Origin of the sequence: Streptomyces sp. NPDC058401, assembly GCF_042722885.1 — a bacterium.
GTDB lineage: Bacteria > Actinomycetota > Actinomycetes > Streptomycetales > Streptomycetaceae > Streptomyces.
Map to the genome: position 1 here is coordinate 123,458 of NZ_JBHXKA010000005.1, position 13,390 is coordinate 136,847.

The following is a 13,390-nucleotide window of genomic DNA, read 5'->3' on the forward strand; positions in this document are numbered from 1 at the left end:
TCGGCTGAAACACAGGCCTGCGCGCCGTGCGTCCGGGGCCGCACCCTGTGTACGGCCCCGGACCGTGGGTCAGTGCTGGTCGAGCGGCAGGGCGATGTCGGTGACCGGGCGGTTCTTCGGGAAGGCGCCGAGGTCGCGTGCCGCGCCGGTCAGCAGGTTGATCCCGTACAGGCGCCGGGCGCCGGCGGTGCCGAGGGCCGCGTAGCCGCTGTTGGCGGACTTCTCGGCGCTGTAGTGGATGTCGAAGCCGGCGGCGGGCCCCGCGTCGACTCCGAGGTTCCCGGTGGGGGAGAGGCTGCCCGCGTTGGCCGGGGACTGGAGGGAGATCCGGTCGGCCATGGTGTCGAGGTCGAACAGGGTGGTCGCGGTCGCCGCGTTCAGGTCGTTGTTGGTGTACGCGGCCCCGGTCACCCCGAGCGCGGTGGAGGGCGGCACGGTCGGGTTGGTGAGCGTTCCGTCCACGGTCGTGGTGAGCGGCGCGGCCGTGTCGTCGATGTTGTGGCGCAGGTTCTGGCCGGTGTCGCTGATGACCCGCAGCCGGTTCGCCGCCGGGTTGAAGTCGACGCCGAAGTAGCTGCCCGTGAGGGCCACCGTCAGCTGGGACACCTTGACCGCGCTCGCGGACTCGGTGCTCAGCGTGTAGACGCCGCCCCGGTCGCCCACGCCGTAGAGCTTCTCGTTCTGAACGCGGAAGTCGATGCCGACGATCTTCATGTCGCCGGACAGGCCGGACACCTTCCCCAGGTCCCAGGTCCTGCCCGGCTTGTCGACGGCGAACTCGACGAGCCGCTGATCCGACGTCAGACCGATCGCGTGCAGCGCCGGGCCGGACGCGGTCCGTTCGGCGGGCCGGTGGCCGTCGGCGCCGGCGAGTGCGGGCGCGGCCAGCACGGCGGCAGCCGCGGTGCAGACGAGGGCGGGGAGGAAGCGAGCGTGCATGAGCACTCCTGGAGGAGACGTCGGCGGCGTGTCACGACATCCGCGACACGTCCACGGCGTCTTCGGTGCGCACGCCCTACCGAATGGGTCCCGGCGGCGAAGACCACTCGAATGCGCCGGGGAAAGCTCGCGCACCACGCGACCTGCGGTCCGGCCGCCCGCCTTCTATACGCTGACCCGGTGGCCCATACGAATGTGCGGAATTCCAGCGGAGGCGTCCCGGAAGGGAACGGGGAGGTGAGCCTCCATGCGTTCGCCGTGCAACTGAGGCGGTTGAACGGGGAGATCAACCGTCTGGTCCACGGATTCGCGCACGGCCAGGGACTGCACCCGACGGACGTACAGGCCCTGTCCGTCATCCTCGACAGCGCCGAGCCCCTCACCCCCGGCCGGCTGCGCGAGCACCTCGGCCTCACCTCGGGCGCCGTCACGGCCTGCCTCGACAGGCTGGAGCGCGCCGGGCACATCACCCGCTCCCGGGAGAGCGAGGACCGCCGGGTCGTCCACATCCGCTACGCGGACCAGGGCAGGGCGGCGGCGCGTTCCTCGTTCATGCCCCTGGCCGAGGCCACCGACAGCGCCCGGCAGCGCTTCAGCGAGGAGGAACTCGCGGTCGTCCTGCGGTTCCTCGCCGCCATGAACGAGGAACTCGGCGACCTGCGGGCACCGGGGCGCTGAATCCCCGGCCGGTCCGCATGCATCCGGACCGGCCCTTCCCGGCGAAGACGGGGTACGGACGAACACGTCGGCCCCGGCCACGGCCGGCAGCAGAGCCACGGCCGGCACCGCAGCCACGCCCTCCTGGCAGACGCACCGCCCGTCGTCTAATCTATCTCGATCATTGAGATTGTTAATCGTCGAGATAGATCGATGGACACCCAGGAGCGCCATGCCTGCCTCACCCCGCTTCACCCGATGGCTGATCCCGGTCGTCCTGCTCGTCGCCTGGCTCCTCATCGGCGGCGGGCTGGGACCGTACGCGGGCAAGCTCGGCGAGGTGGCCACCAATGACCAGACCGCCTTCCTGCCGCGCAGCGCCGAGTCCACCCGGGCCGTCGAGGCGCAGAAGGCCTTCCGGCAGGAGGAGAGCCTGCCCGTGATCGTCGTGTGGACGGCGAAGACGCCGGGCGCGAAGCTGGGACCCCGGCAGCAGGAGGAGGCCACACGGGCCCTGGCCGGCCTGAGCGGCGCCGACCGGTCTACGGGTTCCTCCGCCCCGGCGTCACCCGCCGTCCTCTCCGCCGACGGCCGCGCCCTGCAAGGCGTCGTACAGCTCCCGCCCGACCTGGGGGAGGAGCTGCCCCGCACCCTGGAGGAGATCGCGGCGGCCGCGGCGCAGGTCCCGGGCACCGTCGCCCAACTGGCAGGCCCCGCCGCGAGCCAGGCCGATCTCGCCGACGCCTTCGCCGGAATCGACGGACTCCTGCTGGCCGTTGCCCTCACCGCCGTCCTGCTGATCCTCCTGCTGGTCTACCGCAGCCTGCTGCTCCCCGTAGTGATCATCGTCGGGGCCGTCTTCGCCCTGGGACTCGCCTGCGCAATCGTCTACGTGCTCGCCGACCACGGGATCGTCCGCGTCGACGGGCAGGTGCAGGGCATCCTCTCGATCCTCGTCATCGGCGCGGCCACCGACTACGCCCTCCTGCTCACGGCACGCTTCCGCGAGGAGCTCCAGGCCCGCCCGGACCGGTTCGCCGCCGTGCGGGCCGCCCTGCGCCGCTCGATCGGACCGATCACGGCGAGCGCGGGCACCGTCGCCCTCGGCCTGCTCGCCCTGCTGCTCAGCGACCTCACCAACAACCGCGCCCTCGGCCCGGTGGGGGCGATCGGCATCGTGTGCGCGGTGCTGAGCACCCTCACCTTCCTGCCCGCCGTCCTCGTCCTGCTCGGCCGCGCCGCCTACTGGCCCGCCAGGATCGGCCACACCGCCGAGGCCGGCGCCGGGCACGGAATCTGGAAGAGCGTGGCCGCCGTGGTGGACCGCGCCCCGCGCAAGGTCTGGGCCCTCAGCCTCGCCGTCCTCCTGGCCTGCGCCGCCTTCGCCCCCACGCTCAACGCCAAGGGAGTGCCGCTGGACGAGATCTTCGTGCACGACGCCCCGTCGGTGGCCGCCCAGCAGACCCTGAGCGAGCACTTCCCCGGCGGATCGGGCAACCCGGCCGTGGTGATCGCGGACGCCGGCCGGCTCGACCAGGTCGTGCGGGCGGCCGAGCGCACCGAAGGCGTCGCCGCCGTCACCCCTTTCACCGCACCCGGGCCGCCGGGCGGCGCACCGCTCGTGGCCGACGGGAGGGTCCGCCTCGACGCCACGCTCGCGGCGCCCTCGGACAGCAGGGCGGCGCAGCAGACCGTCGTACGACTGCGCGAGGCGGTCCACGCCGTACCGGACGCGAACGCCGTCGTCGGCGGCTACAGCGCGCAGCAGTACGACACCCAGCGCACCGCCGAGCAGGACCGCATGCTCATCATCCCCGTCGTCCTGGTGATCATCCTGATCATCCTCGTCGGGCTGCTGCGCTCGGTCCTGATGCCCGTCCTCCTGGTCGCCACCGTCGCGCTCAGCTTCGTCGCGACCCTGGGCATCTCCGCGCTCGTGTTCCAGCAGATCCTCGGGTTCAGCGGGACCGACTCCTCCGTACCGCTCTACGGCTTCGTCTTCCTCGTGGCCCTCGGCGTCGACTACAACATCTTCCTCATGACCCGGGTCCGCGAGGAATCCCTTCTGCACGGCACCCGCCAGGGAGTACTGCGAGGACTGGTGGCCACCGGAGGCGTGATCACCTCCGCGGGCGTCGTCCTCGCCGCCACGTTCGCCGCGCTCGGTGTCATCCCGCTGGCGTTCATGCTCCAGATCGCCTTCATCGTGGCCTTCGGCGTGCTCCTCGACACCCTCGTCGTCCGGTCCCTCCTCGTACCGGCCCTCGTCCGGGACATCGGCCCGGCCGCATGGTGGCCCGGCACGCTCAGCCGCGCCACCGAAAGGGACGCACAGCACTGACCCCGTCCACCCGGGGCGCTCCGCCCGGACCCGCCCGGACCCGGCCGAAGCATTGAACCGGGCTCCGGGCGGGCAGGACACCACCATGGACAAGCCCTCTGCCGGCGACCGGAACCTGCGGGAACGGCTCGGCTCGACGCTGTTCAGCCGCGTGGCGGGACCATCCGGTCCCGCCAACCGCGTACGCATCCACACCGCACCGGGGCCTCGCTGGTTCGGCCCCGACCGCCCCATCCGCACGGTCCACGGCGACGCCTCGATGTTCATCGGAGGCCTCAGCGCCCTCCTGCTGCAGTCCCTGCACCCCCTCGCCATGACCGCCGTGGCGGCGCACTCCGGCTTCCGCGGCGACCCGTGGGGAAGGCTCCAGCGCACCAGCACCTTCCTCGCCGTCACCACCTACGGCACGGCGCAGGACGCGCAGCTCGCCGTCGACCGCGTCCGGGCGGTCCACGAGCGGGTGCGCGGCACCACGGCGGCGGGGACGCCCTACCGCGCCGCCGATCCGCACCTGCTGGGCTGGGTGCACGCGGCGGAGGTCGACAGCTTCCTCCGCGCCCACGAGCGCTTCGGCGCGCACCCGCTGGACGCGGCCGGATACGACGCCTACGTCGCGGACGCCGCGCGGGTGGCCACGGCCCTCGGCGTGCCGGACCCACCCCGGGACCGGTCCTCGCTGCTGGCCCTGCTGACCGCGTACCGGCCGGAGTTGCAGGCCACGCCCGAGGCGCTCGAAGCGGCGCGCTTCCTGCTCCGCCACCCGCCCCTGCCCTGGCCGGCCCGTGCTCCGTACGCGCTGCTCGCCGCGAACGCGACCGCCCTGCTGCCTTCCTGGGCGTCGGGCATGCTCGGCCTGCGGCGCGCGACCGCCCCGGTGGACGGCTGCGTACGGCTGTCCGGCCGGGCCCTGACCCGGTCGATCCGCTGGGCGATGGCCCCACCGCCGGGCCGGGCCTCGTAACCCCGTCCGCCGGGTCGCGCCCCGGCCGACGCCCTGGTACGCGGGGTGGCGGCCGGGCAGGTACTTTGCTCGGATGAGTCTTCTTGATGATGTGGCCGAGCGTGACGGCTGGCGGTGCTGGGTGTGTGACGAGCCGGTCGACCCCGACGAGTCGGTGAACGACCCGCGGGGTCCCAGTGTCGACAGCCGGACCGCCGACCGGAAGGCGAAGGTCGCCGAGCGGCTCGCGCACCGCGGATGCAACACCCGCAAGGGCGCGGTCAAGGTGGTCATCGCCTGGCCCGAGCGCCTGTACGTGGTCGAACCCGCGCCGCTGATCGCCGTCGCCGAACGGCTGGAGCGCAAGGGGGGCCGCGAGATGGTGGGCCGCTGCCCGACCAAGAAGGACGCCCAGGAGGCGGCGGACTGGCTGGTGGACCGCTTCTCCCGGCTGGTACCGGGGATGCCGGTGACCACAGACATCCAGCCCGGCGGCGGCCAGTTCCTCGTCGTCCTGGCCGCCGGCCGGCGCTGACCGGGGAGCACCCACACCGCCGCCCGCACCACCACCGCCCGTCCCGCTGTCCGTCGCGCTGTTCGGGCCCGCCCTCATGGGCGGGCCCTTCCGTTCGAAGGTCCTGTCCGCTTTAATAAATGCACGTGCATTTATTAAAGCGAGGGTGGCGGTGATGGGACGACCCCGAGGGATCGAGGACGCGGTGATCCTGCGTGCGGCGGCGCAGGTCATGGGCCGGGTGGGTCCGGCGGGTCTGACACTGGCCGCCGTGGCGCACGAGGTCGGGCTGGTGCCGGGAACCCTGGTGCAGCGGTTCGGCTCCAAGCGCGGTCTGCTCCTGGCGCTGGCCGACCAGTCCGAGAAGGACGCGAGAGAGACGGCCGGGCGCGTGCGCGAGTCGTACGACTCGGCGCTCGCGGCCCTGGCGGCCCTGACGGTGGAGTCGGCGGCCGTGATGGCCACGCCGGAGACCTTCGCCCATCATCTGGCGTTCCTGTGCATGGATCTCGCCGATCCGCAGCTCTACGAGCGCGCCCTCGCCATCCACCGCACGCACCGGCGCACGATCGAGGACCTCCTGACGGAGGCGGCCGACACGGGCGAGCTCCGGCCCGGAACCGATACTGCGGCGCTGGCCCGCACTGTGCAGGTGGTCATCGCCGGCGCGGGCCTGACGTGGGCACTCGAACGCGAAGGCACCCTCGAAGCGCGGCTCCGGCAGGAACTCGCCTACGCGCTGTCCCCGCACCTTCCGCCGCGCGACTCCCAGCACCTGGAGGAATCATGACGACCGACGCACGCCCGCTGGCCGGAAAGGTGGCCCTGGTGGCCGGCGGTACCCGGGGCGGCGGCAGGGGCATAGCCGTCGAACTCGGCGCCGCCGGCGCCACGGTGTACGTCACCGGCCGCAGCAGTACGGGTGGGCGTTCCGACCTGGACCGCCCGGAAACCATCGAGCAGACCGCCGAGCAGGTCACCGCGGCAGGCGGCCTGGGCATTCCCGTACGAACCGACCACAGCAGCCCCGAGGAGGTCCGGGCCCTCGTCGAGAAGATCGCAGCCGAACAGGACGGGCGGCTCGACATCCTGGTGAACTCCGTCTGGGGCGGAGACCCGCTGACCGACTGGGAACACCCCTTGTGGGAGCAGGACCTGGACACCGGTCTGCGGCTGCTGCGCCAGGCGGTGGAGACCCACGTCATCACCAGCCGCTTCGCCCTCCCCCTCATGGTCGCCCGCAAGAGCGGCCTGGTCGTGGAGGTCACCGACGGCAACACCGCCCGCTACCGGGGCACGTTCTTCTACGATCTGGCGAAGTCCGCGGTCATCCGCCTCGCCGTCGCCCAGGCCGCCGAGCTGAGGCCCCACGGCGTCGCGGCCGTGTCCCTCACCCCCGGCTTCCTGCGCTCGGAAGCCCTGCTGGAGCACTTCGGCGTCACCGAGGCCAACTGGCGCGACGCCGCGGCCCAGGACCCGAACTTCGCCCACTCCGAGACCCCGGCCTACCTCGGCCGGGCCGTTGCCGCACTGGCCGCCGACCCCGACGTCATGGCCAGGACCGGACGGGCCCTGGCCACCTGGGACCTGTACAAGGAGTACGGCTTCACCGATGCCGACGGCACACAGCCGGACTTCGCCGCCCACTGGGCGGAGAACCTCCAGGAGGAGTTCGGGCCCCTCGGAGACTCGCTGTAGTGGCCAACGGCGCACGTGAGATGTCTCATGCCGCCCGTGTGGTGGTCCGCGGGGCCCAAGGAACCGGGTAACGTCTTTGTATGTTCTTCCAGACGCCGATTTACGAGTGAGAGCGTGATGGGCCTCTGCTGACGTTCGTCGTCGACGTCGCCGCCCGTCCCTCACCGATGCAGCCGTAGATCATTCACATCATTACCTGGAGAACCCGTGACCGTGAGCAAGAACATCAACAACCCTATTGGCCAGGGCGGCGGCCAGCGCAAGCGGCTGTCCCGTGCCGAACGGGCGAACAACGGTCCGCACCGCAACCTCGACCGCCAGGGTGCGGCCGACCAGAAGGCGGAGCTCGTCCGCAAGATGCGCGAGAAGGCCGTCGGCGAAGCCGAGGGCGCCGCTCAGACGGACGACGACTCCGCACAGAGCTGACGCAGCGCCGCCCCTGGGCGGCACCGCACGGGGCAGCGCACGCGCCTCGACGCGGGGTGCGGGCGCTGGGGCCGGTGCAGAGCGGTCCGCCCGCGCGGTCGCGGTCCGAGGCGGAACGGACGAAAGCACCGCGGGCCGGACCGGCGGAGCATACGATTCCGGCACGAGCCGGGCCGTGGGGGGAACCGTGGATCCATTACACGCGCAGGACGCGCCTGCCCAGAACAAGCCCGCCCAGGATGCGCCCACCCAGGACACGCCCACCCCCATCAGGGTGGCCGCGGTCGACGACCATCCCATCGTCCTGGTCGGGCTGCGCGCGTCGTTGGCCGGTACCACCCCCGACATCGCCCTGGTGGCGATCGCGGAGGACGTGGACTCCCTCCTCGCCCAGGAGGACGGAGCCACCGCCTCCGTCGTCCTGCTCGACCTGCGGCTGCGCGACGACAGCGACATCGGCGAGAACGTGCGACGGCTCCGGGCCACCGGCGCCCGCGTGCTCGCCTACACCACCGAGCAGCGGCCCGCCCTGATCCGCAGGGCGCTCGACGCGGGCGCCCTGGGCCTGGTCCTCAAGGAGGACCCGCAGGCCAGGCTCGCCGAGGCGGTCCGGGCCGCGCACGCCGGAGAGGCGTACGTGTCCAGCCGGCTCGCCCACCAGATCGTCAACGACCCGCGCGGCGGCATCCGGCTCTCCCGGCAACAGCACCGGGTGCTGGAACTGATAGCGCGGGGCCTGCCGCACGGGCAGATAGCCAAGCTCCTCCACATCACCGAGGACACCGTCCGCACGCACCGCAAGCGGGCCATCGAGGCCTACACGGACGCCGGCGACGGTCTCCTCGGGAAGAACACCGAGATCGTCTGGCGGGCCGTCGCCGACGGCCACATAGACATCGGTCCGGAGCGGCCCGAAGCCCCGGAGCGGCCCCACACCCCGGGGCGATGACCGGGCACTCCTACCGGGACGGGGTCGAAGCCGGGCTGTCCCGCTCCGTGGCCGCCGTCTCGGTCCTGTTCGCCGTCAACTGGGCGACGGTCCCGCTCTCGGGCGACCGGCCGCCGCCCGGGGTGACGGCCGTGGCGGTCGCCTTCGTCGCGCTGTGCCTCCACCTCGTGGTCCGGGGGATACGGGTCCGGCTGAACGGGGCCGACGCCCTGGCGGCCGTCGCCGTCGCCGTCGTCGCACACCCGGTCCTCGTCCTCGCCGGCGGAGCGCCGTACGTCGTGATCGGGCAGCGTTGCATGCCGACCGTGTCCGCCGTGCTCCTCGCCGCAGGCTTCCTGCCCCGGACGGCCGGCCGTTGGGCCTGCCTCGCCGCCCTCGCCGCCCAACTCGGCACGAGCTGGCCCGCCGACGGTCCGGCGGCGGCCGCGGAAGGCATCTGGCCGCCCGTGGCGACCGCGGTGGCCGCCACGGTCCTCGGCCCGCTCATGCGCGCCGCCGGCGAAGGCGCGGACCGCTCCGAGCGCCGGGCCGCGGCGGCCCGTGCCGAGGCCGCACGGGCGGCCGCCCGGCGCGAAGCCCACCGGGACTTCCAGGGCATGCTGCACGACGAGGTCAGCGCCGCCCTGCGCGCCATCGGCCAGCCGGGGATCGCGGCCGAGCGGGTACGGGAAGCGGCGCGCGGGGCCGTGGCCGCCATCGCCGGGGCCCGGGCCCCGGGCGGCGAGGAGGGCCGCACCGATCTGGCCTCCCTGGTCCGCGCCCTCGTGCCGCCGCAGGGGATCCGGGCGGGCATCGCGGCCGACCGCGTCGCCCCCGTTCCGTACGAGGTGGCGGAGGCCGCGATCGGCGCGGCCCGGGAGGCCCTGCGCAACGTGGCCGACCACGCCCGTGCCCGGACCGTACGGGTGGACCTGACGGCCCACGAACGCGGCACGGGCTTCGTCCTGTGCATCACCGACGACGGCTCCGGCTTCGTACGGGAGGAGCTGAGGGGGTCGTCCGTGGGCGTCCGCCGCTCGATGATGCGGCGCATGGAGGCCGTGGGCGGGCGCGCGGAGGTCCTCAGCACACCGGGACGCGGAACGGCCGTACGCCTGGAGTGGCCGGCCCCCGCCGACGGGGAACGACAGGGTGTCCGGGACCGGGACGCAGCCGGGCGGACGGGCGCGACGGGCGGGACGGCGGACAAGGCGGAGAAGGCGGCCCGGCCGGTTCCCCTGAAAGTGCAGCAGATGAACGCCGCCATCGGCGACGTCCGGCGCCCGCTGGCAGCCGTCTGTCTGCCCTTCCTCCTGGTCATGGGCATCGTCGCGGTGATCCACACCCGGCACGTCCCCGGGGCGCTCTGGCTGACGGCCTGGTACGCGGTCCTGGCCGCCGTCACCGTGGCCCTGCTGCTGCGGGCCGGCAGCGGGATCGGTCGCGGCGCCGCCTGGGCGGCCTGCGCGTTCGCCGTCGGGGGAGCGCTCGGGAGCTTCCTCGTGCTGCCCCTGGCCGGCCTCGCCGACTACACCTCCTGGCCGGTCGGCGCGGTGACACCGCTGCTGACGCTCCTGGTGATCGTGCGGCCCGCACGGGAGGCGCTGACGGCCATGGCGCTGGAGCAGGCGGGCGTCGTCCTCATCGTGCTCACCGGCCCGCCCATCGCCCCCACCTTCGGCGGGACGGTCGCCCTGGCCCTCCCCGCCCTGTCCGCCCCGGCCCTCGGCGTGTTCATGGGCCTGGCGATCGGCCGCACGGTCGCCCGCCTCGGCGGGGTGACCACGCGTGCGAACGCGGACCGCGCCGCGGCCCTCGCCGGCGAAGCCGTGCGCGACGCCCGCGCGGCCCTGCACCGCCGACGCCTCGCCGATCTGGGCGAGGAGGTCCTGCCCTTCCTCGACGCCACGGCCACCGGACTGCGCTCTCCGCAGGACCCCGAGGTCCGCGACACGGCCCGGCTGCTCGGCTACGCCGTCCGCGACGAGATCCACATCCCCGGGGTGCTCGACCGCCCGGCACGCGACCTCCTGAGCGCGGCCCGCACCGCGGGCTGCGTCGTCACCATCCAGTCGGACGCGGACGACCCGCACCCGCCCGCCCTGCTGCGCCTGTTGCTGACCACCGCCCTGGGTACCGGGCCCACCCCCGCGGAGCTCGTCCTCAGCGTGACGGCGTCGGCGGACACCGTCGACGCGGCCCTGGTCGTCCTGCCGGGGGACGGGCCGCGGGCCGATGCCCTGCGCGAGGCGGTGGCCGGGCTCAGCGCCGTCGTGGAGGACGCCACGGAGTCCACCTGGGTCGAGGCCCGCGTCCGTACGGTCTGAACGGGAGCCGGGGCGAGCGGTGTTGTCCCCATCGATGGGGACAGCCAGGAGGGGGTCCGGGCCGCGAGCATCGAGGGGCGCCGAAGGGCCGGGGAGGAGCCCCGGATCCCGCCCCGGCGCACCTCACCAGGGAGACACCGTGAAGAGGCTCGTCCACACGTTCCGCAAGGAACTGCAAGCGGCGTCGGGTCGGTCCGACGCCCTCACCGCGGCCGAACAGGAAGCGCTGCTACGGGGGTACGACGCGGCCCTCGACGCGGAGCGCCCGCCGCGCCTGGTCCTCATCGGGGAATCCGGAGTCGGCAAGTCGACCACCGTCAACGCCCTCTTCAACGCGGGCCAGCCGGTCGGGCACACCCGGGCGACCACCGACCACGCCTACGCCATCCAGGTCGAGGAGGTCAGCGGCCGGCGGGGCATGCTGGAGGTGGTGGACATGCCGGGCATCGGCGACGACGTGGCCAACTACCGCCGCTACATGGACCTCTACCTGCGGGTCCTGCCGACGGCCGACGCGATCGTCTGGGTGCACCCGGCCGAGGACCGCAGCGTCCACCTCGTCCAGCAGGCGCTCACGGACCTCCTCGGCCAGAGCGCCCCGGACCTGTCCGAGCGCCTCGTACTGGCCCTGAACAAGGCCGACGAGATCGATCCGCACGACTGGAACCGGAGCGCCAACCTGCCGTCCGCACGCCAGCTGGAGGCCCTGCGGGAACGGGCCGCCGACTTCACCGAGAAGATCGTCCGGATCCTGCCCGCCTGGCACGGCGGGGCGGTGACCTACTCGGCGCGCCAGCACTACAACCTGACGGCGCTCTTCAAGGAGATGATGCGGGCGGTCCCGCAGGAACGGCGCTGGGTGCTGGAGCGGCGCATGGACCTCGCGGACTTCACGGCCAAGGTGGACCGGAAGCTGCTGAAGGCCGCCTCGGCCCGCATGCTCGCCGAAGTCCGGCCCCAGGCCGCCGTCGAAGCCGCGCAGGCCGCGCAGGCCGCACCCGCCGCACCCGCCGCCGCCACCGAGCCGGTCGCCTCCGCCGCCGCGGCCACCGGCACCCGCCTCTCCGAGGCGTTCGCGGCGCTGCCGGAGGCGAAGTGGCGCGAACTGGTGGAGAACCGGGCCCTGTTCCTGGAGTTCACCCGGCGCGTGGAGCAGGAGAGCGGCCGATGAACACGGAACCGGCGGGCGCCGAGGTCGACTTCGACGCACTCCTCGACCGCGTGTGGGCCGCCATGACCGAGAACGAGGAGAACCGGCGCGAGATCGTCCGGCTCTCCGACGTCTCCTTCCGCCTGTGGGTCGACAGCGTGGCCCAGCGCCTCTCGGCGGCGCTGGGGCTCTCCCTGGCACGGGTCCACGCGTTCTTCGACGACGTCGGCTCCATCGCGCGGCGCGCGGGCCACACCTTCGTCGGCGCCTACCACGACGGGTACCGCAGGGCGCGCAAGGTGCCGTCGCCCGGCGACCGGCCGTGGGGGGCACGCGCATGACGTGGGTGGAGTTCCCGTTCCCCGCGTGCCCGGCCTGCTCCCGCGCCTGGAGTGCGAGCAGGCACCGGGACTGCCCGGCCGGCGGCCGGGACGGCGGGACGCTGGACGTGGACCCGGACGCGGCGCGGGTGCGGTGCGCGGGCTGCCGGGGGACCTGGAGCGTGTGGGAGACGCGGTTCCACTGCAGTTGCGGGCGCCGGTTCGAGGCGGCCGAGGTGGAGGCCGCCCTGAGGGAGATCATCCGGGTGGCCACCCTGCTGGTCGAGATCCTGGTCCAGCAGGGCCGCGACCTCGCCGAGATCCGCCGGTCGGGCGAGGCGTCCTTCCGCGCGTGGCTCGGACACCTCACCGACGCGCTGGCCGGCGCGCTCGGAGCGGCTGCGGGACGCGTCGTCGGGAGCCTGGTACGGACCCTGTTCTGAGGGTCCCGCGGACCCGGCCCGGTGGGGGACCGGAGCCGGGATCCGCGTCCGGGCCCGGGCTCGGACGCGGGGAGAGTGTCGTGATGTGGCCCGGTGGAGTTCAGGCGGGGAACACGTTCCGTTCTAATGTAATGTGAAATATCACATGTCATAAGCGTTGGCCGAGAGCCCTCGGACGGCGCTCCCCCAGAAGGAGAACGAACCGCGATGAACCGCTTAGCCCTGCTCGCAGCCACTGCCCTGAGTCTGGCCGTCGGCACGATCACCCCGGCCGTCGCCGCCGCGCCGGCGGACCCGATCGAGACGGTCACCTCCTGCGGGAACTCCGGTCTCCAGGCGGGACTGGCCACACGGGTGTGCGCTGAGATCACCGGCACGGCCATCACGTTCTACGGCAAGGTCGGACTTGCCGGCCCGCCCTCCCCGGGCAGCCCGCAGCCCGCGGCCAAGGAACTGCTCACCACCCTGTCCGTGGAGGTCGTCGGCACCGCGGCACCGCGGACGCAGGTCAAGCCGCTCCTCTTCACCGGCGCCACCCTCGAGGTGCGCGCCACCGCCGTCACCGTTCGGTGCGGTGCGACCGTCCGCGGCACCTTCGGCGTGACCGCGTACCCGCGCCCGGCCGCCCCGGTGGTCCACGAGCTCACCCTCGCCTGCTGAACCATCTGGGACCGGCGGGGTCCTCGCCATCCGCGACCGGATGGCGA

Annotated in this window: 14 protein-coding genes; 13 read left to right on the plus strand and 1 reads right to left on the minus strand. The window is 73.4% G+C overall.

The genetic code is table 11. From position 1 onward, the window contains the following. Window positions 1–69: 69 nt before the first annotated feature. Window positions 70–939 (minus strand): DUF4394 domain-containing protein, encoded by an 870-nt coding sequence (locus tag ACFWNV_RS03395; protein WP_383939800.1) that lies wholly within the window; start codon window positions 937–939, stop codon window positions 70–72. A 237-nt stretch (window positions 940–1,176) separates the two neighbouring features. Here ACFWNV_RS03395 and ACFWNV_RS03400 point away from each other — a divergent pair, with 237 nt between their 5' ends. The 13 genes from ACFWNV_RS03400 (at window position 1,177) to ACFWNV_RS03460 (ending at window position 13,343) form a co-directional block, all read left to right on the plus strand. Continuing rightward, window positions 1,177–1,617 carry a MarR family winged helix-turn-helix transcriptional regulator gene (locus ACFWNV_RS03400; protein WP_383939802.1) on the plus strand — a complete coding sequence of 147 codons (441 nt, stop codon included), beginning with the start codon at window positions 1,177–1,179 and terminating at the stop codon, window positions 1,615–1,617. A gap of 211 nt (window positions 1,618–1,828) precedes the next feature. Next, a complete protein-coding gene (locus tag ACFWNV_RS03405; protein WP_383939805.1) occupies window positions 1,829–3,937 on the plus strand; it encodes an MMPL family transporter in 2,109 nt (702 codons plus the stop codon). Between the two features lie 85 nt (window positions 3,938–4,022). Next, window positions 4,023–4,898: an oxygenase MpaB family protein gene (locus ACFWNV_RS03410; protein WP_383939807.1), complete on the plus strand. Its 876-nt coding sequence runs from the start codon at window positions 4,023–4,025 to the stop codon at window positions 4,896–4,898. Between the two features lie 73 nt (window positions 4,899–4,971). After that, window positions 4,972–5,412 (plus strand): hypothetical protein, encoded by a 441-nt coding sequence (locus ACFWNV_RS03415; RefSeq protein ID WP_383939810.1) that lies wholly within the window; start codon window positions 4,972–4,974, stop codon window positions 5,410–5,412. Window positions 5,413–5,566: 154 nt separating this feature from the next. Continuing rightward, window positions 5,567–6,181: a TetR/AcrR family transcriptional regulator gene (locus ACFWNV_RS03420; protein WP_383939813.1), complete on the plus strand. Its 615-nt coding sequence runs from the start codon at window positions 5,567–5,569 to the stop codon at window positions 6,179–6,181. Continuing rightward, the gene (locus ACFWNV_RS03425; RefSeq protein ID WP_383939815.1) at window positions 6,178–7,089 is read left to right on the plus strand and encodes an SDR family oxidoreductase; all 912 of its coding nucleotides are present in this window, start codon (window positions 6,178–6,180) and stop codon (window positions 7,087–7,089) included. The genes ACFWNV_RS03420 and ACFWNV_RS03425 overlap by 4 nt, the downstream gene beginning before the upstream one ends. A 207-nt stretch (window positions 7,090–7,296) precedes the next feature. Further along, window positions 7,297–7,515, plus strand: coding sequence for a DUF6243 family protein (locus tag ACFWNV_RS03430; protein WP_383939818.1), 219 nt, complete (start codon window positions 7,297–7,299; stop codon window positions 7,513–7,515). 187 nt (window positions 7,516–7,702) lie between these two features. Then, window positions 7,703–8,464 (plus strand): response regulator, encoded by a 762-nt coding sequence (locus ACFWNV_RS03435; RefSeq protein WP_383939821.1) that lies wholly within the window; start codon window positions 7,703–7,705, stop codon window positions 8,462–8,464. After that, the gene (locus ACFWNV_RS03440) at window positions 8,461–10,770 is read left to right on the plus strand and encodes a sensor histidine kinase (protein WP_383939824.1); all 2,310 of its coding nucleotides are present in this window, start codon (window positions 8,461–8,463) and stop codon (window positions 10,768–10,770) included. Before ACFWNV_RS03435 ends, ACFWNV_RS03440 begins: the two co-directional genes overlap by 4 nt. A gap of 139 nt (window positions 10,771–10,909) precedes the next feature. Beyond that, window positions 10,910–11,941, plus strand: a complete 1,032-nt coding sequence (locus ACFWNV_RS03445) for a GTPase family protein (RefSeq protein ID WP_383939827.1) — start codon at window positions 10,910–10,912, stop codon at window positions 11,939–11,941. Then, window positions 11,938–12,261 carry a hypothetical protein gene (locus ACFWNV_RS03450; RefSeq protein WP_383939830.1) on the plus strand — a complete coding sequence of 108 codons (324 nt, stop codon included), beginning with the start codon at window positions 11,938–11,940 and terminating at the stop codon, window positions 12,259–12,261. The genes ACFWNV_RS03445 and ACFWNV_RS03450 overlap by 4 nt, the downstream gene beginning before the upstream one ends. Next, window positions 12,258–12,683, plus strand: a complete 426-nt coding sequence (locus ACFWNV_RS03455; protein ID WP_383939833.1) for a hypothetical protein — start codon at window positions 12,258–12,260, stop codon at window positions 12,681–12,683. The genes ACFWNV_RS03450 and ACFWNV_RS03455 overlap by 4 nt, the downstream gene beginning before the upstream one ends. Window positions 12,684–12,890: 207 nt before the next feature. Beyond that, window positions 12,891–13,343, plus strand: a complete 453-nt coding sequence (locus ACFWNV_RS03460) for a hypothetical protein (protein WP_383939837.1) — start codon at window positions 12,891–12,893, stop codon at window positions 13,341–13,343. The last annotated feature ends 47 nt before the right edge of the window (window positions 13,344–13,390 follow it).

Excerpts from the sequence above, each read along its gene's own strand:
- ACFWNV_RS03410 (WP_383939807.1), top strand. The coding sequence starts at position 4,023 with ATGGACAAGCCCTCTGCCGGCGACCGGAACCTGCGGGAACGGCTCGGC.
- ACFWNV_RS03415 (WP_383939810.1), top strand. The coding sequence starts at position 4,972 with ATGAGTCTTCTTGATGATGTGGCCGAGCGTGACGGCTGGCGGTGCTGG.
- ACFWNV_RS03420 (WP_383939813.1), top strand. The coding sequence starts at position 5,567 with ATGGGACGACCCCGAGGGATCGAGGACGCGGTGATCCTGCGTGCGGCG.
- ACFWNV_RS03405 (WP_383939805.1), top strand. The coding sequence starts at position 1,829 with ATGCCTGCCTCACCCCGCTTCACCCGATGGCTGATCCCGGTCGTCCTG.
- ACFWNV_RS03455 (WP_383939833.1), top strand. The coding sequence starts at position 12,258 with ATGACGTGGGTGGAGTTCCCGTTCCCCGCGTGCCCGGCCTGCTCCCGC.
- ACFWNV_RS03440 (WP_383939824.1), top strand. The coding sequence starts at position 8,461 with ATGACCGGGCACTCCTACCGGGACGGGGTCGAAGCCGGGCTGTCCCGC.
- ACFWNV_RS03460 (WP_383939837.1), top strand. The coding sequence starts at position 12,891 with ATGAACCGCTTAGCCCTGCTCGCAGCCACTGCCCTGAGTCTGGCCGTC.
- ACFWNV_RS03425 (WP_383939815.1), top strand. The coding sequence starts at position 6,178 with ATGACGACCGACGCACGCCCGCTGGCCGGAAAGGTGGCCCTGGTGGCC.
- ACFWNV_RS03450 (WP_383939830.1), top strand. The coding sequence starts at position 11,938 with ATGAACACGGAACCGGCGGGCGCCGAGGTCGACTTCGACGCACTCCTC.
- ACFWNV_RS03395 (WP_383939800.1), bottom strand. The coding sequence starts at position 939 with ATGCACGCTCGCTTCCTCCCCGCCCTCGTCTGCACCGCGGCTGCCGCC.